The 22967-nt window shown below is 43.0% G+C and carries 25 protein-coding genes; 17 read left to right on the forward strand and 8 right to left on the reverse strand.

The window, feature by feature from the left end:
* The first annotated feature begins 7 nt into the window (after positions 1–7).
* The 10 genes from ACSSTM_RS13210 to ACSSTM_RS13255 all read left to right on the forward strand — a co-directional run bounded on the left by ACSSTM_RS13210 (position 8) and on the right by ACSSTM_RS13255 (position 8845).
* Complete coding sequence (locus tag ACSSTM_RS13210; RefSeq protein WP_034660385.1) at positions 8–1186, forward strand: DegT/DnrJ/EryC1/StrS family aminotransferase; 1179 nt, start codon at positions 8–10, stop codon at positions 1184–1186.
* Complete coding sequence (locus ACSSTM_RS13215; protein WP_034660384.1) at positions 1183–2058, forward strand: GNAT family N-acetyltransferase; 876 nt, start codon at positions 1183–1185, stop codon at positions 2056–2058. Before ACSSTM_RS13210 ends, ACSSTM_RS13215 begins: the two co-directional genes overlap by 4 nt.
* Position 2059: 1 nt before the next feature.
* Positions 2060–3184, forward strand: coding sequence for an N-acetylneuraminate synthase family protein (locus ACSSTM_RS13220; protein WP_034660383.1), 1125 nt, complete (start codon positions 2060–2062; stop codon positions 3182–3184).
* Positions 3174–3914 carry a cytidylyltransferase domain-containing protein gene (locus ACSSTM_RS13225; protein ID WP_034660381.1) on the forward strand — a complete coding sequence of 247 codons (741 nt, stop codon included), beginning with the start codon at positions 3174–3176 and terminating at the stop codon, positions 3912–3914. Before ACSSTM_RS13220 ends, ACSSTM_RS13225 begins: the two co-directional genes overlap by 11 nt.
* On the forward strand, positions 3911–4939 hold the full coding sequence (locus ACSSTM_RS13230; protein ID WP_034660379.1) for a PseG/SpsG family protein: 1029 nt from the start codon (positions 3911–3913) through the stop codon (positions 4937–4939). The genes ACSSTM_RS13225 and ACSSTM_RS13230 overlap by 4 nt, the downstream gene beginning before the upstream one ends.
* 2 nt (positions 4940–4941) lie before the next feature.
* Complete coding sequence (locus tag ACSSTM_RS13235; protein WP_309416048.1) at positions 4942–5682, forward strand: sugar phosphate nucleotidyltransferase; 741 nt, start codon at positions 4942–4944, stop codon at positions 5680–5682.
* The gene (gene rfbB, locus ACSSTM_RS13240) at positions 5679–6644 is read left to right on the forward strand and encodes a dTDP-glucose 4,6-dehydratase (RefSeq protein ID WP_420734968.1); all 966 of its coding nucleotides are present in this window, start codon (positions 5679–5681) and stop codon (positions 6642–6644) included. Before ACSSTM_RS13235 ends, rfbB begins: the two co-directional genes overlap by 4 nt.
* Positions 6645–6647: 3 nt before the next feature.
* Positions 6648–7502 carry a dTDP-4-dehydrorhamnose reductase gene (rfbD, locus tag ACSSTM_RS13245; protein WP_420734967.1) on the forward strand — a complete coding sequence of 285 codons (855 nt, stop codon included), beginning with the start codon at positions 6648–6650 and terminating at the stop codon, positions 7500–7502.
* Positions 7495–7950: a dTDP-4-dehydrorhamnose 3,5-epimerase family protein gene (locus ACSSTM_RS13250; protein ID WP_024423802.1), complete on the forward strand. Its 456-nt coding sequence runs from the start codon at positions 7495–7497 to the stop codon at positions 7948–7950. The genes rfbD and ACSSTM_RS13250 overlap by 8 nt, the downstream gene beginning before the upstream one ends.
* A gap of 103 nt (positions 7951–8053) precedes the next feature.
* Positions 8054–8845 carry an SDR family oxidoreductase gene (locus ACSSTM_RS13255; RefSeq protein WP_286203252.1) on the forward strand — a complete coding sequence of 264 codons (792 nt, stop codon included), beginning with the start codon at positions 8054–8056 and terminating at the stop codon, positions 8843–8845.
* A gap of 14 nt (positions 8846–8859) precedes the next feature.
* On the opposite strand, the gene ACSSTM_RS13260 is transcribed toward ACSSTM_RS13255, so the two are convergent.
* The 6 genes from ACSSTM_RS13260 to ACSSTM_RS13285 all read right to left on the reverse strand — a co-directional run bounded on the left by ACSSTM_RS13260 (position 8860) and on the right by ACSSTM_RS13285 (position 14959).
* A complete protein-coding gene (locus ACSSTM_RS13260; protein WP_034660730.1) occupies positions 8860–10053 on the reverse strand; it encodes an aminotransferase class I/II-fold pyridoxal phosphate-dependent enzyme in 1194 nt (397 codons plus the stop codon).
* Between the two features lie 17 nt (positions 10054–10070).
* On the reverse strand, positions 10071–11492 hold the full coding sequence (locus ACSSTM_RS13265; protein WP_095285661.1) for an ATP-grasp domain-containing protein: 1422 nt from the start codon (positions 11490–11492) through the stop codon (positions 10071–10073).
* Positions 11493–11507: 15 nt separating this feature from the next.
* Positions 11508–12269, reverse strand: a complete 762-nt coding sequence (locus tag ACSSTM_RS13270; protein ID WP_420734966.1) for an SDR family NAD(P)-dependent oxidoreductase — start codon at positions 12267–12269, stop codon at positions 11508–11510.
* Positions 12266–12973, reverse strand: coding sequence for a cupin domain-containing protein (locus ACSSTM_RS13275; protein ID WP_060597522.1), 708 nt, complete (start codon positions 12971–12973; stop codon positions 12266–12268). The genes ACSSTM_RS13270 and ACSSTM_RS13275 overlap by 4 nt, the downstream gene beginning before the upstream one ends.
* A gap of 1 nt (position 12974) precedes the next feature.
* Positions 12975–13577: a bacilysin biosynthesis protein BacA gene (locus tag ACSSTM_RS13280; RefSeq protein ID WP_034660365.1), complete on the reverse strand. Its 603-nt coding sequence runs from the start codon at positions 13575–13577 to the stop codon at positions 12975–12977.
* A 149-nt stretch (positions 13578–13726) separates the two neighbouring features.
* Complete coding sequence (locus tag ACSSTM_RS13285; RefSeq protein ID WP_034660363.1) at positions 13727–14959, reverse strand: MFS transporter; 1233 nt, start codon at positions 14957–14959, stop codon at positions 13727–13729.
* 145 nt (positions 14960–15104) lie between these two features.
* Here ACSSTM_RS13285 and ACSSTM_RS13290 point away from each other — a divergent pair, with 145 nt between their 5' ends.
* Entirely contained in the window at positions 15105–15584 is a 480-nt protein-coding gene (locus ACSSTM_RS13290; RefSeq protein WP_034660361.1) for an Lrp/AsnC family transcriptional regulator, read from the forward strand.
* A gap of 54 nt (positions 15585–15638) precedes the next feature.
* Here the strand turns inward: ACSSTM_RS13290 and ACSSTM_RS13295 are convergent, their stop codons facing one another.
* Both ACSSTM_RS13295 and hemQ read right to left on the reverse strand, forming a co-directional pair.
* Positions 15639–16799 (reverse strand): MFS transporter, encoded by a 1161-nt coding sequence (locus ACSSTM_RS13295; RefSeq protein WP_309416055.1) that lies wholly within the window; start codon positions 16797–16799, stop codon positions 15639–15641.
* A 69-nt stretch (positions 16800–16868) separates the two neighbouring features.
* On the reverse strand, positions 16869–17639 hold the full coding sequence (hemQ, locus tag ACSSTM_RS13300; protein WP_034660358.1) for a hydrogen peroxide-dependent heme synthase: 771 nt from the start codon (positions 17637–17639) through the stop codon (positions 16869–16871).
* A gap of 240 nt (positions 17640–17879) precedes the next feature.
* On the opposite strand from hemQ, the gene pta reads away from it, so the two are divergent.
* The 6 genes from pta (at position 17880) to ACSSTM_RS13330 (ending at position 22904) form a co-directional block, all read left to right on the forward strand.
* Positions 17880–18851 (forward strand): phosphate acetyltransferase, encoded by a 972-nt coding sequence (gene pta / locus ACSSTM_RS13305; RefSeq protein ID WP_034660357.1) that lies wholly within the window; start codon positions 17880–17882, stop codon positions 18849–18851.
* 186 nt (positions 18852–19037) lie between these two features.
* A complete protein-coding gene (locus ACSSTM_RS13310; protein WP_095285664.1) occupies positions 19038–19439 on the forward strand; it encodes a YwqH-like family protein in 402 nt (133 codons plus the stop codon).
* Position 19440: 1 nt separating this feature from the next.
* Positions 19441–19719, forward strand: coding sequence for a YwqI/YxiC family protein (locus tag ACSSTM_RS13315; protein ID WP_095285665.1), 279 nt, complete (start codon positions 19441–19443; stop codon positions 19717–19719).
* Between the two features lie 11 nt (positions 19720–19730).
* The gene (locus ACSSTM_RS13320) at positions 19731–21518 is read left to right on the forward strand and encodes a T7SS effector LXG polymorphic toxin (RefSeq protein WP_095285666.1); all 1788 of its coding nucleotides are present in this window, start codon (positions 19731–19733) and stop codon (positions 21516–21518) included.
* A gap of 8 nt (positions 21519–21526) precedes the next feature.
* On the forward strand, positions 21527–21964 hold the full coding sequence (locus tag ACSSTM_RS13325; protein ID WP_095285667.1) for an SMI1/KNR4 family protein: 438 nt from the start codon (positions 21527–21529) through the stop codon (positions 21962–21964).
* Between the two features lie 544 nt (positions 21965–22508).
* Positions 22509–22904 (forward strand): SMI1/KNR4 family protein, encoded by a 396-nt coding sequence (locus ACSSTM_RS13330; protein WP_095285668.1) that lies wholly within the window; start codon positions 22509–22511, stop codon positions 22902–22904.
* The last annotated feature ends 63 nt before the right edge of the window (positions 22905–22967 follow it).

Consider the following 22967-nt stretch of genomic DNA (forward strand, 5'->3'; position numbering starts at 1 on the left):
AAGCGATATGGAAAAAAAGAGAGCGCAATTTCTTCCTTATGCCCTGCCGTTGATTGAGCAGGAAGAAATTGACGAAGTCATTGGAACATTAAAATCCGGCTGGCTGTCAACCGGACCAAAAGTAAGACAGTTTGAAGAAGAGTTTCGGCAGCTGACCGGTGCAAAACATGCGATCGCTGTCAATTCATGTACGGCTGCTTTATTTTTAGCCTTAAAGGCTAGAGGGGTTGGGAATGGGGATGAGGTGATTACAACGCCTCTGACATTCTGCGCAACAGCCAATACGATCATTCATACAGGGGCAGCACCTGTATTTGTCGATATTGACCCAGCGACTCTCAATCTCGATGCAGAGAAACTAGAAGCGGCGATTACACCACATACAAAAGCGATTGTCCCTGTTCATTTTGCTGGTCAATCGTGCGATATGGACCGGATTTTAGCCATTGCCAAAAAGTACGATCTATTTGTGCTCGAGGATGCCGCTCATGCTCTGTATACAACGTACCATGGCCAGCCCATTGGAGCGATTGGTGATGCGACTGCCTTTAGTTTTTATGCGACGAAAAACATAGCGACTGGAGAAGGCGGCATGCTGACGACAAATGATGATGCACTTGCCGCACGAATCAGAAGACTAGCACTCCATGGGATGAGCAAGGGAGCGTGGAATCGTTATGGAGAAAAAGGAACGTGGTACTACGAGGTCGAGGAACCTGGCTATAAAATGAACATGTTTGATGTGCAGGCATCATTAGGGCTTGTCCAGCTAAGTCGTCTGGATGATATGCAGGCACGGAGAGAACAAATTGCGAAAACATACAATCAGGCATTTCAAAAAGAAGCAGGGCTGATCCTGCCGCCTGTCCATCATGAGGGAAGACATGCATGGCATTTGTATGTACTGCAAGTGGATCCAAAAGAAGCATTCATCACACGCGATGAGCTGATTGATCAGCTGCAAAAGGAGTATAAAATCGGCACGAGTGTTCACTTTATCCCTGTTCATTTGCATCCATACTATCAACAAACCTACCACTATTCACCAGAGGATTTCCCTGAGTCACTCGCTTACTACAAGCGGACACTCTCACTGCCTCTTTATCCAAGTATGACCGATGAAGATGTGCAGGATGTCATCACTGCGGTGTTGTCTATTTTAAAAGATCAGAAGGCATCTTCATGAAGGCCGTTCATGCAATAGACGATCAGGTGCTGTCCGCTTGGCTGGAGAAATACGGCCAACAAGCTGAACAAATGAAAGGCTTCAAGCAGTTTGGTCTTGTCAGTGGCGCCCAGCTCAAAGCGGTGCTGTTATTCGACTGGTCAAAATGGGAAAGCGGCATATTTGATCAGCATATTTTTCATGTGAAGTTTGCGGAAGCTGAGTCATCATCTGCTTTTCAAGAATTGATGGAGCGCTTCATCAATTGGATGAGAACAGAAAAATGCGATTTTTTCTTTTTACGTCTTGAAGCGGCTGATCTTGAAAAAAACCGCATCGTCCAAAGGCTGTTACATGTGTACTATGTGGGCGGTCTCACTCGGCTTGAGGCGCCGCCGGTTCACATGGAGGTGCCATTAACAGGTGAAGATGTGGTGATAAGTCTGCCGGATGAAAAGGAATACGATGAGGCGGTTTCACTTGGTCATCAGGCTTTTGTGAAAAGCCGGTATGCACTCGATCCATTTTTAGACCAGAATGTCGTCCAGCATTTCTATCAAGAATGGATGAGAAACAATTTGCTCGGACGTGCAGATATCAATCTCGTGGCAAAGGTGAACGATGAAGTCGTGGGCTTGATACAAGGGATGACCAAGGGCGATGAGATGGCGCTTGAGCTGTTTGCGATTAGACCGGATGTACAAGGAAAAGGGATTGGGAAAAAACTGTTTATCGAGATGATGAAGGTCTCTTATGAGAGAGGGCATCGTTTTATTTCTGCCGGAACACAGCTGCATAACACAACCGCCATTCAGCTTTACGAAAAGATGGGCTTTAGAACAACAAATGCCTTCTTGTATTACCATGTATGGCCGAAAAAAGGAGAGAGATAAGATGGCGCATTTCTATATTGGAGATCGCAAAGTGGGGGATGGTGAGCCTGTTTTTATCATTGCAGAGGCAGGCATTAACCATGATGGAAAGCTGGATCAGGCGCTTGCTTTAATTGATGTGGCAAAAGAAGCAGGTGCCGATGCAGTGAAGTTTCAAATGTTTCAAGCTGATCGGATGTATCAAAAGGAACCGGGTTTATACGAAACAGCCAAGGGAGAAGAGGTATCCATTTTTTCTTTAGTCGAACAAATGGAGCTGCCGCCAGAATGGCTGCCAGCTTTATTGACGCGCTGCGAGGAAAAAGGGCTGATGTTTTTAAGCACAGTGTGTGACGAAGAATCTGCGGATCTATTGAATCAAACCGATCCGCCGGCTTTCAAACTGGCATCCTATGAAATCAATCATTTGCCTCTTTTGCGTCACACGGCTTCTTTTCAAAAGCCCATCATTTTCTCAACAGCCGGAGCCACTATTGCAGATGTTCATGAAGCATATGAGGCGATTACAAGCGAGCAAAACCATCAAGTCGCCATTATGCATTGCGTAGCAAAGTATCCAGCACCTAGAGCTTATACGAATCTTCGTGTGCTTCAAACCTTAGCCTCGGCTTTTCCTGAGGCAGTCATTGGCTTTTCTGATCATAGTGAGCATCCAACTGAAGCCCCTGTTGCCGCTGTGAAGCTTGGGGCAGCCATGATTGAAAAGCATTTCACGGTAGATAAGACGCTGCCTGGGGCCGATCATTCCTTTGCGCTCGATCCAGAGGAATTAAAGGAAATGGTTCAGCATATTCGAGCGGCGGAAAAGGAACGAAATCAATCAGAAGCAGACACTCATTCTGTGTCAGAGGAGCTCCTTGGCAGTTCTTATAAAACGACAGCAGCCATTGAAGGGCAGATTCGTAAATTTGCGTATCGAGGGATTTTTACAACAAAAGGTATTGCAAAGGGCGAGACTTTGACAGCACAAAACATAGCCGTATTACGTCCAGGACAAAAAAGCCAAGGTCTGCATCCGCGGTACATGGAGATTTTACTTGGTGCCAAGGCTGTGAGAGACATCCCAGCCCATACAGGCGTTTCGTGGAAAGATGTGCTCATGCAGGAGTCCGAGCATGATCAATGATGTGCTCTTTGTCATACAAGCTAGAATGGGCTCAACAAGGCTGCCAAAAAAGGTGATGAAACCGATCGGCGGTATGGCACTGATCGATTTCATTGTTGAACGGGTAAAGCAATCAGATCATTACAATCACAAAACCCAGAACCTCATGATTGCCACAACAGTCGAGGCAGAGGATGATCTGTTGGCTCAATATTGTTTATCAAAGGGCTATAAGGTATTTCGCGGTAGTGAGATAGATGTACTGCAGCGATTTGCGCAGATTGTCCGTCATTTTGAACCGCAAACCATTGTCCGTTTAACGGGAGATAATCCATTTATAGATCCAGCGCTTTTGTCGAAAATGGTTGAAGAACATAGACAGAAGAAGGCTGATTACACGTATACGACTGGAACGCCACTCGGTATTTCCGGGGAAATGATCGACGCATCAATTTTACGTGAAATCGACAATTTTCCCCTTACGCAGCCGGAGCGTGAGCATGTCACTCTGTATATCCGAAAGCATCCTGAGCGATTTCAACTGCAATTATTCACACCGCCCAAAGAACTCGCATATCCTGCTTATCGATTCACGATTGATACAGAAGAAGATTATGTATTTGCCACCCGTTTACTTGAGAAAGCTGGTGGATCTATTGCTGTGCCTACGGCTGAGCTTATCTCCATTTGTGAACAAGATCCTGATATTGTTCGGTTGAATCAATTTGTGAGACAGAAGGATGCTGAATGAATAAAAAAATCATGATTGTTGTGTACGGTGGTTTTTTAAGAGGGATGGGGCATGTCGCCAGAATGAGACGGCTGGCAAAAGAATTGTTTCAAGAAGGAAACGACTTATATTTCTATACAAATGAACAGATTTGTGTAGAAATGCTCTCGCATCCAGCTTGGCACGTTCATTTAGTGCAGGAACCAAACGTATTCCTTCAAATGGAGCAGGACATAAAAGAGCTGAATCCTGATCTTCTGCTGATTGATGTGCTTGATTGTGACCTCCAGTTTCTTCGATCGATCAAAGCGTCCTCCGGCTCTGCAAGGCTGGTCTTATTTGAAGAAGAAAGAGCAGAAGCCTGTCAGCTTGCTGATGCTGTCGTGAACGGCATTTATGGTGGTCTGGACGAAAAGCGTCTGCAAGTAAATGGAACGGACTATTTTTATGGAACACCTTATTTATTGTTAGATCACGAGATCAGCAGATTAAAAGACACATATGAGGTTCGAAAAGAATGCAAAAAGGTGGTTATCAGCCTTGGAGGCAGTGATCCAGGCGGATTGTTATCAAAGGCTGTATCAGCACTCTTCGAAGCTGGCCATTTACACATTCTAGCGGTTACAGGAAAAGCCTCTCGCATCGAAGAACAAATCGAGGCTGCGCATATTCAATTCATTCGCCATACGGATCAATTACCTGCCCGTCTTGCAGAAGCCGATCTGGCGATTGTTGCTGGCGGGATGACGTTATATGAGGCAGTTTGTATCGGGGTGCCCAGCATTGTCCTTTCGCAAGTAGACCACCAAGCAGTGACAGCCACTCGTTTTGCGCAAAAGGGAGCCTGCCACCATCTTGGATTAGGTGACCTTGTGGATGAAAAGGATATATGGCGTGCTGCTCGAAGACTATCCGCCAGTTACTTTCTCCGCAGGAGCATTCATCTCAATGGACGGTCACTCATTGATGGAAAAGGAACCGAACGAGTGAAAAACATTCTTATACACCTCATGAATCATCACCAAAAAGAACATAAGGATGTGTAGATGTGAAGGGAGTTATTTTAGCAGGAGGAAAGGGATCACGACTGGCACCTTTAACGAAGATTTTCAATAAACATTTATTGCCGGTTGGTCCATATCCAATGATTTATTGGTCTTTGTTCAAACTGAAAGAAGCAGGGATTTTAGATGTGATGGTCATATCACAAGAAGAACAAATCCCGCTGTTTCAAAAGCTACTTGAAGGCGATCAGGAACTCGGGATGAACATTGTCTATCAGGTACAGCCTGAAGCTTCTGGAATTTCGGACGGTTTATCCTATGCAAAGCCCTTTGTAGAAGAGGAGAAATTTGTGCTGATGCTAGGTGATAATGTATTTGAGGATTCGCTAAGCCCTTTTGTTGAAGTCTTTCAGCAGCAAGAAAGCGGAGCGAAGGTTCTGTTGAAAGAAGTGGCAGATCCAAAGCGGTTTGGCATTGCAGAAATTGATGCCGCTCACCACCGGATTTTATCAATTGAGGAAAAACCGGAGCATCCGCGTTCATCTTACTGCGTCACAGGCATCTATTTTTATGATCAAGAAGTCTTTCAATATATAGAGAAAATCTCGCCGTCAGATCGAGGCGAATTAGAGATTACAGATGTAAACAATCTCTATATCTCAAATAGCCAGCTGACCTATGATATGTTAAAAGGGTGGTGGATTGATGCAGGAACACATGAATCTCTCCACCAAGCATCTACGAAAATGTTTGAAACGATGAAGAAAAAAGAGGGATACGAATGACGAAGTCTTATTTAATTACAGGCGGAGCGGGATTTATTGGACTAAATTTTGTGAAGCTGCTGCTTCAGGAAACCGATGTCCGGCTCACTGTTTTTGACAAGTTAACATATGCCAGTCATCCAGAGGAGATGGATGAATTATTAAAGCTGTCTCATTTTCGTTTTATTCAAGGGGATATCACCCTTCAGCATGAGTTGGATCAAGCATTTGATGAAGTCTATGATGCCATCATTCATTTTGCAGCGGAATCCCATGTTGATCGCAGTATTGAATCGGCTGAGCCCTTTATTCAAACCAATGTGCTCGGCACCTATCGTATGCTGGAGGCAGTCTTAAAAGGAAAGGCGAAAAAACTCATTCATATTTCAACAGACGAAGTATATGGAGATTTGGAGCTGGATGATCCTGCTTTCACAGAACTAACACCACTTTCACCGAATAATCCTTATTCAGCAAGCAAGGCGAGTTCAGATCTGCTTGTGAAATCTTATATCCACACTCACCAATTACCCGCGATGATCACACGATGCAGCAACAACTACGGACCGTATCAGCATGAAGAAAAATTAATACCGACTATTATTAGAAAAGCGATCAATGGTGAAAAGATCCCGATTTATGGAGACGGCCAGCAGATTCGCGATTGGCTGTATGTAGAGGATCATGCGAGAGCTGTAAAGCGGGTCCTTGAAAACGGAACAGCTGGGCAGGTGTACAATATTGGCGGCGGCAACGAGAAAACGAATCTCGATTTGACCCAGACCATTCTGACGCAGCTCGGGATCAGTCATGACCGTATTGCGTTTGTTCAAGATCGAAAAGGGCATGACAGACGGTATGCCATTAATGCCAGTAAGCTGAAACGGGAGCTCGGCTGGACGCAGGAGACGTCATTTGAAGCAGGTATTGAAAAAACGATCAATTGGTATTGTGCCAAATTTGATCAGGGCGAAGAAGGGTGACGGATGAAAGTTTTAATCACCGGTGCAGGCGGGCAACTAGGGAAAGAATTGAGCAGACAGCTCAAGGAAAAAGATATCACCGTCATTGCCTTAACGAGGAGTATGCTCAATATCGCAGACCAGCAAGCAGTCAGACACGCAATGAGACACTTTCAGCCTGATATTGTTGTCAGTGCAGCAGCATATACATCTGTTGATCAATGTGAAACAGAAACGGAAAAGGCGTATCTTGTCAATGGCATTGGCGCCTATTATACAGCGCTGGAGGCAAAGAACGTGGGGGCTGATGTGTTACATGTCAGTACAGATTATGTATTTGACGGGCAAACAGACAGCCCTTACCAAGTCGATGCACAAGCAGATCCTCAAACCATTTATGGAAAAAGTAAAAAGCTTGGTGAGGAATTGATTCATCTCGTGTCAGACGAAGTGAAAATCATCCGTACATCGTGGCTATACGGACATGAGGGACATAACTTTGTGAATACCATTCTTAGGCTCGCAGAAACAAAGGATCATTTGCGCATCGTGAACGATCAAGTAGGATCACCTACTTATACAAAGGATGTCGCAGAGGCGATCATTCATTTGTTTGATCAAAAAGCAGGGATTTATCATGTCAGTAACCGAGACAGCTGTTCCTGGTTTGACTTTGCGTCAGAAATTGTCGCAAAAAGCGGCCTGTCTACAACCATTGAGCCAATTTCCACGGAAGAGTACGGCTTCCAAACGCCTCGTCCAGCCTATTCTGTGTTAGACCTTCAAGCGATTGAAGCCACAGGCTGGCAACCAAGACATTGGAAGGATGCACTTCACGAATATTTGCAGAAAGAAGGGAGATGGCATCAGCATGATTGATGGTGTACAAACGAAAAAACTCATGAAACATTGTGATGATCGCGGCTTTTTTGCAGAGCTCATTCGAGATGATGAGCCGATGCTGAAACGCTTTGGGCAGGCATCGTGGTCGAAAAGCTTTCCAGGAGTGATCAAAGCCTTTCATTATCATGAAAAGCAAGACGATGTTTGGTTTTTCCCAGCAGGTCATGCCCAAGTCGTTTTATACGATTTGCGTGAGGATTCTCCTACAAAGGGTCAAACCGACGTGTATTATATGGGGGAAGACAATCCAATGCTGCTCCTCATCCCAAAGGGTGTCGCACATGGCTACCGGGTACTAGGCGAGACGCCGCTGCAAATTGTGTATTTCACGACAGAGTCTTATGACCCGAAAAACCCAGATGAAAAGAGAATCGCATGGAATGACGAGACGATCGGATTTAATTGGGAAACGACATTTAAATAAAGAACAGAGGCCTTTCGCAGGAGAAAGGTCTTTTTTTGTTGAAATACATTCTATATGTGTCATTTTATGTATGTTTACTAAGTTGAGTAGAAAAGGGATGTGGATGAGTTTGTCTAAAAGAATTGCATTTGTCACAGGGGCAAGTACAGGGATTGGAAAGGCAATCGCCATAAAGCTTGCCGCCCAGGACCATGTAAAAGTCATCATCAATTCTAGAAATCAATCCTCACTAGAAGATGCGCAGCAGCACATTGGGCGTATGGCAGAAACAAAAGAGCCGGTGTCTCTTTTCTGTGGAGATATGTCCCATGAAGGAGTGCGGGCTGAGGCCTTTGCGGCAATAGAAAACGAGTTTGGCAGACTGGATGTGTTGATTAATAACATTCCAGGAGGGAAGCCAGATACTTTTGATTCATGTGAAAGTGAGCAGATGCTGGCAGCATTTTCTCAGAAAGCCATTGCGTACATTGATACGATGAAACGTGCGGCAGCGATGATGAAAAGACATGAATACGGCCGGATCATTCAAATTGTCGGGAACCTCTGGAAGGAACCTGGTGACCAAATGTTTACGAACAGTATGATGAATGCAGCGATTATCAATGCTAGTAAAAATGCAGCCACACAGCTTGCGCCCTCAGGAATCACAGTGAATTGTTTAAACCCAGGATTTATTGCTACAGATCGGTATGAACAATTTATCGGAAACATGATGCGTCAACAGTCATTATCACGCGAAGAAGCTGTAAAAGCTGTTGCGTCAGGAATCCCGATGCAAAGAGTAGGTTCAGCGAGTGAAATGGCTTCATTAGCCGCTTTTATCGCATCAGAGGAAGCCTCCTATGTCACCGGACAGCAAATATCTGTCGATGGTGGTTCGATGAAAAGTATATAAATATGAAAAACCCGCTATATGCGGGTTTTTTGATGAAAGCGAATCGGCAGTATATGGAGCCGATTGATAAAAAGGGCAAGCTGTTCAATTGGCGCCACCATTGAGATGCGGACATGACGTCTTCCATGTGCTCCAAATACACCCCCAGGCGTCACGACGACATCTGCATGCTCGAGTAAATAGTCGGCAAAAGCATGAGAATCCTCGAAATCATCAGGGATCGAAGCCCATAAATAAAAGGCGCCGGCTGGACGTTCAATGGTCCATCCAAGCTGCTTCTCCGCTTGACGGATGAAGAAATTCATTCGTTCAAGGTAGACTTCTTTCAAGGATTGAATATGACAGTCATCACTTTGTAAGGCAATGGTGGCGGCTTGTTGAAATCCGCCATACATACTGACAAACACATGATCTTGGAAGGCGTTTATGGCATGAATGATGTCCTCATTCCCTACAGCAAAAGCGACTCTCCATCCTGCCATATTGAATGTTTTGGATAAAGAATATAATTCCACGCCTACTTTTTTTCCAAGAGGTGCCTTTAGAAAGCTTACTGGTTTTTGCTCATAATGAAATGAACCATAGGCAAAATCATGAATCACATGCAGACCGTGAGCTGAGGCAAATTCCGCAGCCTCTTCAAAAAATGCTTCACTTGCCACAGCACCTGTAGGGTTATTCGGATAATTTAAGAAAAGAACCTTTGCCTTTTTTAACACGTCTGGATCAATTGACGGGAAATTCGGCAAATAGCCATTTTCCTCTTCCAGTCGGATGCAGTATGGCTTTGCGTCCGCCATCAAGATGCCTGAATGATATTCTGGGTATCCAGGATCGGGGACAAGGGCAATGTCCCCTGGATCAAGCAGGCACTGACTCATCACATAAAGGCCTGTTTTTCCCCCATTGAAAAGGGCAATCTCCTTCTGCGGGTCAACCTCAATGCCGAATTCCTTTCTGTAGAAATCTGCAATGGCTTGCTTGAAAAAGTCAAAGCCTCTAAAAGGAGCATATTGCTGAAATTGCAAAGTGCCTGCTGCCTCTTGAAGGGCGCTCACAATATGGGCAGGAGTAGGAAGATCGGGATTTCCCTGACCAAGGTTCACAATGTTCGCTCCGTTTTGTGTTTTATGTGCAATTTTCTCAAATACGGTTCCAAATTTTTGTTCTGGCAGCCGTTCAATCATGTTAGATGGTAAGATCTTCACCACGTTACCCTCTCTTTCTATCCCTTCACTAGTTCATCCATTAACTGAATGGCTGCCTGCTTCTGAATGTTACGGATGGATGCGGCAACATCCTGAGAAGACGAGCCTTTTAATTCAAGAGACACGATGCCATTAAATGCTTCAAATAAAGATAGGTCCACAAAGGTCCCTTTAGGTGGGACGGATTCACTGATGATGACAGTATCTCCAACCAAAGTGTCCTGCTGAATATGCACATGATCAATGGTGATGTGTGTGACCTCAGGCGGAATGTGTCCGCTCTCTTTGAAATGCTGAGGGTATAAATGACAGTCTGCTAAATAATGCGTATGTCCAGAAAGCAGTTCTTTTGGCAAATCAGCCTTTTTTCCATCGACCAATACATCAATCAGCAGCTTGGCCATATCTACCCCAAAGACCTTTTTGATATTCGGAATCATATTCCAGCCAGCAAATCTAGCTGCTGATTCGATTAATCCGGTTTCTCGATTTTTCATGAGCTTGATTTCTGTATGAGTGGCACAGTTTTCAAGACCTAGCCCTTCATTTGCCTTCTTTGCTGCCTCAATGATGAGTTGCTGGGCTTCATTGTCTAGGATCGACGGAGTAATATGAGCCGTTTCTGTAAAACCGATTTGAGGGGTCTTATCATGAATGACAAAAGGGATATATTCACCCTCAACGACTAACCCTTCAACACTGACATAATCAGCGTAGCCGTCCTCTTGATACCAATCCTCGTAAGCACCCTCTAAGTATGTTTCAGCGACAAACGGAGCTTCATACGTCACAGCGTTTGGAACGGGAATGGTTTGCAAATAGGATTGTACGTTTAAAAAGAGATCATCACTGCCGGCTCGGTCATGAAAAAGGGTCACGCCAATGGAGCTTGCTAAATATGTAGGCTTTAAAATAAGCGGTGTCCCGATATGTTCAATGGCTTGCTGGAAATCAGCTAAAGTAGTGACAGGCTGAGTTTTTACTGCTTTGACCCCAGCCGCGTTGAATGCAGCCCTCATTTGACTTTTATCACGCGCTAATTCAGCTGCCTTTACCCCAGCGCCGCGCAGTCCAAGACGCTCAGCGGCTTTTGCCATTGGTGCAATGAATAATTCATTATTGGTGGTGATCGCATCCGCTTTGAAAAAGGAAGCCACACGAACTAGGTCGTCCACCACCTCTTCCTCGGATTTCAGATAATCGTCATGTGCCCAGTAAATAGAATCTGGGTGTTCAAAAGAAGGGTTTGTGTCAAAATAATCTCGATCTTTGATGACGGCAATGGAGTATTTTTCGATTAGCTCAGCGTGTCCCTTTGTAATAGCAAAGGGTCTCGGGATATAAGAAACGATATGATACGATGCAGCCACGCTTTCGTAAAACATATGGGGCGGGCATCCTCCCAGATCAGCAATGACAAGTACGGTTTTTTTACTCAATGAAAGCACTCCTTTTTATCTAGCGGTGTAACCGCCATCTGCTGTGACAACACTTCCAGTCATATAACTGGATAGATCAGAGGCGAGAAACAGCATGACGCCCGCAATTTCTTCGGGTTTTCCGAGACGAAGTAATGGGTTCACCTTTGCTTTTTCTTTTTTGACAACCTCAAGACTTTCTGAATGATTGTCTAAAAAGGATTTTTCATTTAATGGCGTATCAATAATGCCCGGGGCGATACAGTTCACCCTGATTTGATGGGCGGCATAGTCGACCGCCATGGATTTGGTTAGCTGGATGACACCGCCCTTTGTTGCGTTATAGGCAGGGATGTCAGGCCAGCCGACAAGACCCCCGACAGATCCTGTATTGATAATACTTCCGCTTTTCTTTTCAAGCATATGCGGCAATGCATGCTTACTCATAAGAAATACACCCGTCAGGTTGACCTGTACAATGTGGTTCCAATCCTCCAGCGTCATCTCGTGAACGGGGGAGACAATTTCGATGCCTGCATTGTTAATCAAAACATCAATTGTTCCAAAACGGTTCAGCACGAACTGAACGGTTTTTTGACAGTCAGACTCATTCGTAATATCTGTTTTGAAAAACGCAAGATGCTCGTGCGGCAATGATTCGACGAATTGTTTGCCGCTCTGTTCATTGATATCAGCCACTGCTACTTTTGCTCCATGCTCAAGGAAAAGCTTGACTGCGGCAAGCCCAATCCCTGATGCACCTCCTGTAATCAGGACGACTTTTCCGTCGAGGTTCATTTCTTCACCTTAGACGCTTTTGGCTTCAACCGATTATAGCGGGGAGGGAAGAAGAGATTAATAGACTTTGATGCTTCCGGCTTTGGATTTATCGCACCATGATCTTCCTTTGGATCACAGAAATAAGTGGTGCCAAATTCCATTTTCTCTGTAAAGCCTTCAATGGTCATATCATAACCTCCGCTGATGCAAATGCCGATTTGTTCATTGCGGTGTTTATGAAAAGGCATTTCACCGCCATTTCCAGGAATGTTGGCAATCATGAGCTCCATCCAATCCTCAACAAAAAAGGTGACTTCCATGCCAGGGAGTAAATCCCGTGTTTTGAAAATATCTAAGAAATAAGTAGGAGGGGCCGTATATTCCTCACCATCTTTTAATCTCTTAATATCAATGGCGATCGCTTCCTCATCTGTCAGGTTAGATGCGCCGTGAGGGACAAAAGGTGGTGCGATATAGGCTGATTCTAAAGGGGTGAGCAATTGGGTCGATGGGCCGACCGTCATTTGAAGCTCGCCTTTTAATACGATGCCGATTTGTGCTTCGGGATGCTCGTGAGGTTCTATGATCGTGTGAGGAGGGACGTATGAAATTAACACTTCCGTATCACCTCTGACCGTGGAATATTGTGTGACACCATTCTCCCATTCTACTTTTTTGGCTTGAGGAAAATATCGTTCTTGCGTCTTTTGTTCAGTTTGCATATTATATCTCTCCTTTTCCGAATATGGACCAGCTCATTGGGATGCTTTTAAACGTTCGAATGAAGGTGAGGCCGTATGTGGCTCTGGCTACCTCATTAGTTAAAGCGAAATCAAATTCGCCGTCTCTTACTTTTTGTGCGGCAGTACTTGTAGAATTGACCAGCTCAAATTCAGCATTTTGGTGAATGAAATATTGAATCAAATTGACAGGTGCAGGGTGAGAGACAATTTTTAAATGGTGGAGCATTTGTTCTTGAAATGGGAAATCTGGTCTGACAGCCAAACCATACATGGGTGTGTCACATCTGAAAATTTGTAAAAGCTGCAGGTCAGGTCTCATGTAGAAGTGTTTGATTCCTTCGTATGCGTGTGGAACGAGAGTGTATTGGAGTGCGTTAGAGAGAGTATGTTCAATGCAAGTTTCGAACGTGTCGTAAAGGGATAGTTTCGTATGAGTGCCGAGTGTAGTGGTGGAATGAGAGATGAAATGTTTTGCTGCATATTCACTGCTTGTCCCCTCAGGGCCTAGTGTATTGACTGTAAACATCTTAGGTGAAACGATGGGCTCTTCTTTGAAATGAAAAACATCATTCTTTAAGATCATGTTTACCATCCAATCTTTTTCAAATTTTTACTAGATTATAAAAAATAAAATTGGCAATTGTCAACAAAATTTATAAAAAATGTATTTTATGATGATATTAAAAATTGATCTAAAAAACTGCACATACCTAGATGTGCAGTGAATTGAGCTTACGTTTCAAATGTGTTTTTATGTTTCTGCTGTAAGGTTCGTTCACGTTTATAGCTGGCGAAGCTAATGAGAAAACCAACAAGCGTAATGAGTGCACATACAAGCCCTACCGTATGATAGCCGAAATGGACATAGACAGGTCCCATAAGAGCGGAACCAAGCATAACGGCAAGGTTGGACGCAAGACTGTAAAAAGCCATCACTTTGCCTCGGTGGGTTTGGGAGCAGTCACTTAGAACAGTGCTCAAAAGCGTGACGGATAAACTTTGCATGGCACCCCAAATAAATAGGGCAAAAATCAGCAATGTCCATGAGAAAGGAGCATAAGGAAGTAAGGCGAGAACGAGCGTAATGCCGCCCAGCACTAAGAAAAGAGAACGAGTTTTGCCAAACCAGTCAGCTAATTTTCCTGTAAATACACTCATGGAAAAACCGACGCCGTAAGCCATGATCAGAAGTCCTGCCGTCGATTGTCCTCCAGAAAACAAACTTTGCAGATAAGCTCCTAAGAACGAGTACATGCCATAAAATCCAAGCATATTACAAAATGTCACGGTCAAATAGGCGGGGACACGATCAATTTTCAAAGCTCCCCATAAAGAGCCAGTTTTCTCCCTAGCTTGAGGTGTTCCTGTATTCGCTGTGGCGGTTTGTTTGCGTGATTCAAGGATGACGAGCAGCAGGACAACGAGACTCATGATGGCGAAGATCCAAAATGTCCAGCGCCAGTTCAAACTCTGACCGATAAAGGCGCCAATTGGTACACCAAGGACAAGAGAAAGAGACCAGCTCGACACAATGAGTCCCATCACCTTGCCTCGATATTCGTAAGGAACCCGGTCGCCTACAAGAGCATAGGCTGTTGGCACAAATACACCGGTCGCCAGCCCAGAAATGGCACGGCCAGCAAAAAACACTGCCAAATTCGGGGCAGCCGCACACATCACGGTTCCAATCAAAAAGAAAGAAAGCCCGATGATCAAACACAGTTCCCTTGAATACCGGTCCCCTAAAGGAACGAGCAGCGGGGCTCCAACCAGCACAGCTAACCCATAAATGCTGATGGAAAGGGCGAGAATATCAAGAGAGTGCTGAAAGGAGTTTGATAAATCAGGCAGCAGTGGTGAAATCACCAGTTCTTCCGATCCCGCCGCAAAGACGCCAAGTGTGAGCGCGATGGCAAGTGTGATGGGAAACGTTTTAGAAGCCTTGCTGTCTAAAGATTCTTTCATCAGGTGATCCCTCCATACTTGCTTTTTCATTCAATTCCGTTAAAATAAATTCTACCATTATTTAGTTTTATTTTACATTTCGAATCATAAGTATTATCATAAAATACTTTTCAAATGGAACGACTTTCGGATAGGAGAGGTACGAATGAAAATCACCGATGTTGATGTGCATATTTTAAATGAATTGAAAGAAGATGCCCGCTTGTCTATGAGGGAATTGTCCAAACGAGTCAATTTATCCGCACCTGCGGTAGCAGAAAGAGTGCGTAAATTAGAGGATGCAGGGATTATCGAAGGGTATTCGGTTCAGGTCAATTATAAAAAATTAGGGCTTATGATTGACTGCCTGCTGGAAGTCACAGTGCTAAACGGGGAGTATCAACGTTTTGTGGCTTTTATGAATCAGCACCCACGCGCTTTTTTTGCTTATCGAGTGGCAGGACAGTCATGCTTTTTCATTAAGCTGTCAGTCGCTTCTCTTGAAGAAATTGAAGCCTTTATTCAGGCAGTGTCTGGGTTTACAAAAACCGTATCTCATATCGTCTTGTCCGAGCACGCCTTTTCTCATCCAGTACAGGAACGTGTGAAACAAATAGAAGAGCCAGAAATGACCGTGATGAAATAAAAAAGGACCTGACAACGAATGTGAGGATTTGTCTGCACGCTAAAAGGACCTAACTCAGGTCCTTTTTGTTCGTCTATCTGACTGATAGCTCATGATCGTGATGATGAGCCCAATGAAGGTTACAGCTGCAGCAAATAACGGTACAAGCTGTAAATGTGTAAGTTCGATGGCGAGACCGCCAAGCGCTGCACCGCCAGCATTCCCAATATTAAAGGCAGAATGACTAAGCGTCGATGCGAGTGTCGGTGCTTCATGTGCCATGTTCATCGTGCGGTATTGCAAGGTAGGAACAAGAATAAATGAAATGATTCCCCAAACAAAAATGGTCAGCACAGCAGGTACTTTGAATTCGGAAGTGATTGTAAACAATAACAGGACAGCCATCAGCAGGATCAGTGTCACCATAATACTCGGCATCAGCTTCCAATCGGCAAGCTTTCCGCCAACTAAATTTCCAATAGTGACCCCAAGCCCGAAGAGAACAAGGATGAGCGTCACCCCATTTTCCTGAAAACCAGTCACTTGCAGCAGGATCGGGCTGATATACGTAAAGGCGGTAAACACACCTGCAAAACCAAAGATCGTCATTGCAAAAGAAACGAGTACCTGTGGCTTTTTCAAAACAGACACTTCATTTCGAATATCCAGTACTTCTTCCTTCGATTGATTGGGTACTAAGCTGATGATACCGATTAAGGAAATGAGACCAATGACGGCAATGACAAGAAACGACATACGCCAGCCAAATTGATTTCCGATGAAGGTACCAAACGGCACACCCAGTACATTGGCGACCGTCAGTCCTGTAAACATGAAGCTGATCGCACTTGCACTTTTCTCCTTAGGCACAAGCCGCGCAGCCATTATGGCTCCGACGCCAAAGAAGGTTCCATGAGCAAATGACGTCAAAATACGTGAGGCCATTAATAGACCGTAAGTGGTCGATACAGCGGCAACAGCATTTCCCGCCACGAACAGGATCATTAATAGAATGAGAAGACGTTTCCTCGACATTTTCCCAGTTGATAATGTTATAATAGGTCCGCCAACTGCGACACCAAGTGCATATCCAGTAATCAGCTGCCCTGAAGCAGAAATAGATACATGGAGATCATTTGCGACGTTTGGCAAAAGTCCCATAATGACAAATTCAGTCATGCCAATCGAAAACGCACCGAGCGTTAAAGCGAAAATAGCGATGGGGAAGTTTTTCATGATGTGATCACCTTTCTAAAAAAAAATACATAAAAAGGCTTCGGAAAGATCCGAAGCCTTAAGAGTTTATCATACATGAAAATAAGACGCCAGCTGCTCGTTTGCTAATCGGTTTCCGACAAAGAAGGAACCAAATTCGCCGTAGCGTGCACTGACTTCATCAAAGCGCATTTCATAAACCAATTTTTTAAATTGAAGCACATCGTCAGCGAAAAGAGTGACGCCCCACTCATAATCATCAAAACCGACGGAGCCTGTAATGATCTGCTTTACTTTCCCAGCATAGCTCCGGCCAATTAAGCCGTGGCTTCTCATGAGTGATTTACGCTCATCCATGGAGAGCATGTACCAGTTGTCATTGCCAGAACGTCTTTTATCCATTGGATAGAAGCACACGTATTGAGAAGAAGGGAGCTCTGGGTATAGACGCGCACGTACATGCGGGTTCTCGTAAGGATCTCCGCCATCTCCGCCTCCAGCTAAGTAGTTGCTGAGTTCCACAACTGAAACGTACGAATAAGCTGGGATTGTAAACTCTGCTAGTCGTGTTTTATTGAATTCAAGTTCAATTTCACCCAGTTCTTCCATGGTTGGACGCAAAATCATGAGCATAATATCTGCTTTTTGGCCGACAATACTATAGATTGTTTGGCTTCCAGCCTTATCGTGCTCAGCTGTTTTCCATTTTTCTAATAGACCTGTGAACTCATGAAGAATCGCTTGGCGCTCATCACTTGTCAGCAGCTTCCAAGCTGTCCAGTCAAAGGTTCTAAAATCATGCAGTGCATACCAGCCGTCTAGTGTTTGAGCTGCTTCATTGGTTGTATGTTGTTCGCTCATTTATTTCACTCCTATTTACAGTTTTCCATCTGTTCCAACTATAACATAGTTTGTCCAAATGAAGATGTGATCAAAACTTGAACGACGAAAACAGCTTTTATGGAAATTGATTAAATTAGTTTGAAAAATAAGAATTTAATTTGTAAGCGCTATAATGTAAGTTGGTAGTTTGAATTTATGTAGAAGAAGAGTATGCTTAAAAGAGAACGCTTTTTTTGTAAAATCAAGGAGGGTATATAAGTGGCAGATATTTTTTCAACAGTTCAGGAAAAGGTTGCAGGTAAAGGAGTAAAGATCGTTTTTCCTGAGGGAATGGACGAACGCATTCTAACAGCCGTTCAAAAACTAGCAGATGGCAAAGTATTGCAGCCAATTGTTGTAGGTAAAAAACAAGAAGTTGAAGCAAAAGCAAAAGAATTAGGTCTTACACTTGATGGTGTTGACGTGTATGATCCTCATACATATGAAGGTTTTGAAGAGCTTGTACAAGCTTTCGTAGAAAGACGTAAAGGCAAAGCAACAGAAGAGCAGGCAAGAAAAGCATTACTAGATGAAAACTACTTCGGTACAATGCTTGTGTACAAAGGTCTTGCAGACGGACTTGTGAGCGGTGCAGCACACTCAACTGCTGACACAGTGCGCCCAGCACTTCAAATCATTAAAACAAAAGAAGGCGTAAAGAAAACATCTGGCGTCTTCATCATGGCTCGCGGCGAAGAGCAATATGTGTTTGCTGATTGTGCGATCAACATTGCACCAGACAGCCAAGATCTAGCTGAAATTGCGATCGAAAGTGCAAACACAGCCAAAATGTTTGACATCGAACCACGTGTGGCAATGCTTAGCTTCTCTACAAAAGGCTCAGCAAAATCAGACGAAACAGAAAAAGTATCTGAAGCAGTTCGCATTGCAAAAGAAAAGGCACCTGAGCTTGTACTTGATGGAGAATTTCAATTCGATGCAGCTTTCGTTCCTTCAGTAGCAGCGAAAAAAGCGCCAGATTCCGTCATCAAAGGTGATGCGAGCGTATTTGTTTTTCCTAGCCTAGAAGCTGGAAACATCGGCTACAAAATTGCACAGCGCTTAGGTAACTTTGAAGCTGTAGGTCCAATCTTACAAGGCTTAAACCAGCCAGTAAACGATCTTTCAAGAGGCTGTAATGCCGAAGACGTTTACAACCTTGCGCTTATCACAGCAGCTCAAGCACGATAATAGTAACGATCAAAAAAGCTAGTTTCGTTTTCACACGAAGCTAGCTTTTTTTGCGCGTGTGAAATAGGTATAAAAACCCAATACCTATGATTCATTTTTTAGTGAATTCGTTTTCAATCATATGCCTCTTGTGCTAGGAAATGGTAACATAACGGAGGACTATTTGAGGAATAGAGGTGTTTGACGGTGTCTGGAGCTATCATCGGTTATACAACAACCTTGTATTCGTTAAAGGCAGACATATCCATAAAAAAAGAACAAATCATAGAACTGAGCATATGTCGAAAAGAAGTGAAAGAGGCAAAAATGGCCTTGTCAGATGCGAGCAAGAACATCACGCGTCCAGACCTTACTTCACATACATGGTTTGGCCACTTGGCAGATACGTTTGATAGCCTTAGGGAAGAGATGAAATCGGTTAGTCAAGAGATAAAGGATGCACAGCTCACCAATCTATTGAATCGAATTGATGAAAAAATCAATGACTTGACAGCAGATATCCATTCATTAGAACGTGATATTCATACAGTTGAAAGAAAGATAGAAAAAGAGAAGCAAAAACAACTGGAAGAAAAACGAGGAAAATAAAATGAGCAAAGAAATTAAAATAGATGCCAGTGAGGCGAAAAAAGCATTAAAAAATGTAAAACAAGCAGGCGCTCATGTCCATTCAACACTTCCAAAAACTATCAAAGGGAAAAATGAGCTCTCCACCACAGAACAGATAGAAAAGATCAACCAGCAATTGAATGAACTAAGTACATCCTATATAGAGATACTTCAGAAACAGCTTGTACAAACAGAACAAGCCGTTAGCACCATGATTGAAACGGACAAATCGCTTGCTTCTAGTCATAAAAGAAAATAAAGGAGAACGGAATGAAAACCCTTGACGCCTTTGCGCTAATCAATGGAATTGACCAAACACTGAATTCGTTAAAGCAGCAATCACAAAACATCAGCTCACTAGAAAAACAAATCGACCACATCATCTCACTTGATGATGCACTAAAGGGAGAGGCAGGGCAAGCCATTCGAGCATTTTATACAGAATGCCATATTCCTTTCTTGCAATTCTTTCAGGTTGTCATTGAGGAATACAGTTCTGCGCTCAAAAAAACAAAGCAGGCACTTCATGCCCTTGAATCAAATCAACACGGTTTTATTTCACAAACATTTATTGAACACGAACTTGATTCAGGTTTAAAAAAAGCGGAGCGAGCGATTTCTGACATCGTATCAGATGTAAGCCAGGCGATCGGCAGGGTCAGTCATATCGTTCACTTGCCTCATGTAGACGAGTCTGCGTTTCAACAGAGCTCTCAAAAAGCGTGGCTTGAGACATCCAGAACCATTGGACTGCTCCATGCCTTTGACAGAGAACAAACAAGTGCTATGAATGAAACAACAAGTGCATTGCAAACAATGAAACAATACATAAACACCTTAAGCACCATGTTCACCGGCCCAAAAATCGAGATCACCAGCTATCAAAAGGGATCTATTTTCAAAGACACAAAAGAAGAAAAAGTAAGAAGCACGATCAGTGGATTGAATGACAAAATAGACAACCCGAAAGACAATCCGATGATGATCATGCTGAAGAAATTGGGTGAGAAAGAACAGGCAAATGTGAGGACGGTGGTTCATAGAGACACCCTCCGAAACGTCAACAAGCAAGTCAAAGCAAACGATCCATGGCTTACGACATTACAAAAAGAAGTTGTGAGCGGGAAAAGTAAGATTCTTAGAGACATCAGGGTTGTAAATGGTAAACTATATAACGTAAAAGGCATCAAAAAGCTAAAAGAATTCGACATCGCTGATGAAGTAATCACAGATCCGTCGGACATTGATTTTATAGGCGGGAGATACACCGTTTATGCCAATAAACAAATCATTCGAACGTATATCGCAAACGACGAAGTAAGAATAGAAGAAGTCGACAACATCCCAGAAAGCCGCAGCCACGGAAATGCCAAACGCATACTAGACGGTGAAGTCGTCTCAACCGCCGAAAACATCATTTTAGAATACAGCGGCATCTATGACGGATACCGAGCGGTTATTGGTAAAGACCCAGAAACTAGCGAAAATATTAGTAGCACAGATCAAGCCCTATCCGCAGCCTCTATCATCCCATTTATGAAAATCATTAAAGGCGGGAAATATGTCTTTAAGATTGATCAAGGGAAGAATGTGGTAAAGAGGGTTGAGAAGACTGCTAAAGGTGCGGGTGAACTTAATAAGGATTTAGCAAAAGCTTATCTTAGGGATATAGAGGCTAAAACTGGACGTAAGGTTAATAAAGATCAAATTCATCTTATTAAAGAAGCCTTAAGAAACAAAAACTATGAAAAATTGACACCAAAAGAGACTGCTAAGCATAGAAGCAAATTTACATCGAGCTTGAAAGATAAATTAATTGCAGAGTGGGAAGAAAAAACCAAACAAAAGTGGCCAAGATATACAGAAGAAGTACTTGATAAGAATGGAGAGGTTGCTCGGAGGGTTGGTCAACCGTATGATGCTCATCATATCATAGAGAACAACTTTGGTGGCGCCCATGAGTGGTGGAATATTCATCCGGCTAAATATCCTAACGAACATCAATCAGGGATACATGGAAAGGGAGCTCCATCAGGTAAACTATTTCCAAGGAGGTAAAATAGCATATGGCTAATTTTAAATTTATTAATGAACTAGAAAATAAAACTTATAAGGTATCTGAAGATGACATTTTAAAAGCTGAACAAAGAATGGACATAAGTTTTCCAAATGATTTAAGACAATTATATTTAGAAATTGGCTATGGTTTTATTAAAGGTCAAAGTGCTAACTCAATAAATAGAATTATGGGACCAGGGACAGTAGCAGATATTAGATTAAGAGAAGGTGTTTTTGAATTTGATCCAGATTTAGATGGACTTTTTGATGATGAAAATAAACTTATTTTTTTTGAAGTAAACGAAGGTATTTATATTTCATTAGATTTAAAATTAGTTAATAATCCAGTATATTATTTTGATACTCAAATAGCTGAATCGTTAGAGGATTTTTTCAAAAAGTTTCTCAATAATAATGAATATTATCTAGATTTAATTGAGGATTAGACTTAATCGGAATAAATAGTGAAAATCAATTGACCTTGAATGGCTATGACTTGCTTTTCAAGGTTTTTTACTTTATTTTAATCAACTACTTTACGCGAATAATATCATTTTGCATGGCAATAAATAAAGAACTGTTGTCATAGATAGAACTGCTGTCTATTGTTCTAGAAAAAGGTAAAATAGGTCTGATATCTAGAGGAATAAGGAAATATCAAGTTTTGTAGTAGGTAGTAAAACAGGGAAAGGAATGCATATGGAACATAAACAACACAAAAACAAAAAAACATTTAACTGGCTATTAAGTATCAGGTTTTCTTCTTGTCATTGGGACAGCTTTGATGAGAGGAGTTTCATTCTCAGATGCCGAATATCGAGGTTTCCCCATTGATTGGCTAGTTCTACACTCACATCATGCCTTTGAATTTCTGTGGTTAGGTTTTATACTCGATGTGGCTATTTTCTATTTCATATTAAAGTTGCTCCTTCGGATGTATAAAAGTGTCATGAAAAAATTAGCTGCTTAAAATATAGGAGGCTTTCAAAAATGATCAATCTATTTCAAATCCAAAATCTGAACATGAAAGAGCCAGCAAGTGAGATACATATCAAAGAGGCAGAAGCTGAACTAAATTTGATTTTCCCCTATGTCTATAAGACCTTACTAAAACAATCAAATGGATGTTCCATTGGAGGCGACCTGCTTCTATACGGAACTGAGGACATAGTGGAACGCAATGCAACGTGGGAAGTTCATCATTATGCCAGCTGCTATGTAGCCATTGGTGACGATGGCGGCGGGCAAGTATTTCTTATGCGGCAGGAAGAAGAGGAGAAAACAGTGTGGATTGTCGATGCTGGTGTGATAGACCCTCAGCATGCGGAATTGGTGGCTGAAGACTTGTTGAGTTGGGTCAGTGAGGGCTGTTACATAGAAGTTTAGTCTATTAAGGAGATGATCGATTTGCCGTGGAACACATTGATCGCTGCATGCCTCGTGGTTGGG

Origin of the sequence: Bacillus sp. RK1064 (assembly GCF_051488405.1) — a bacterium.
Classification (GTDB): domain Bacteria; phylum Bacillota; class Bacilli; order Bacillales; family Bacillaceae; genus Bacillus.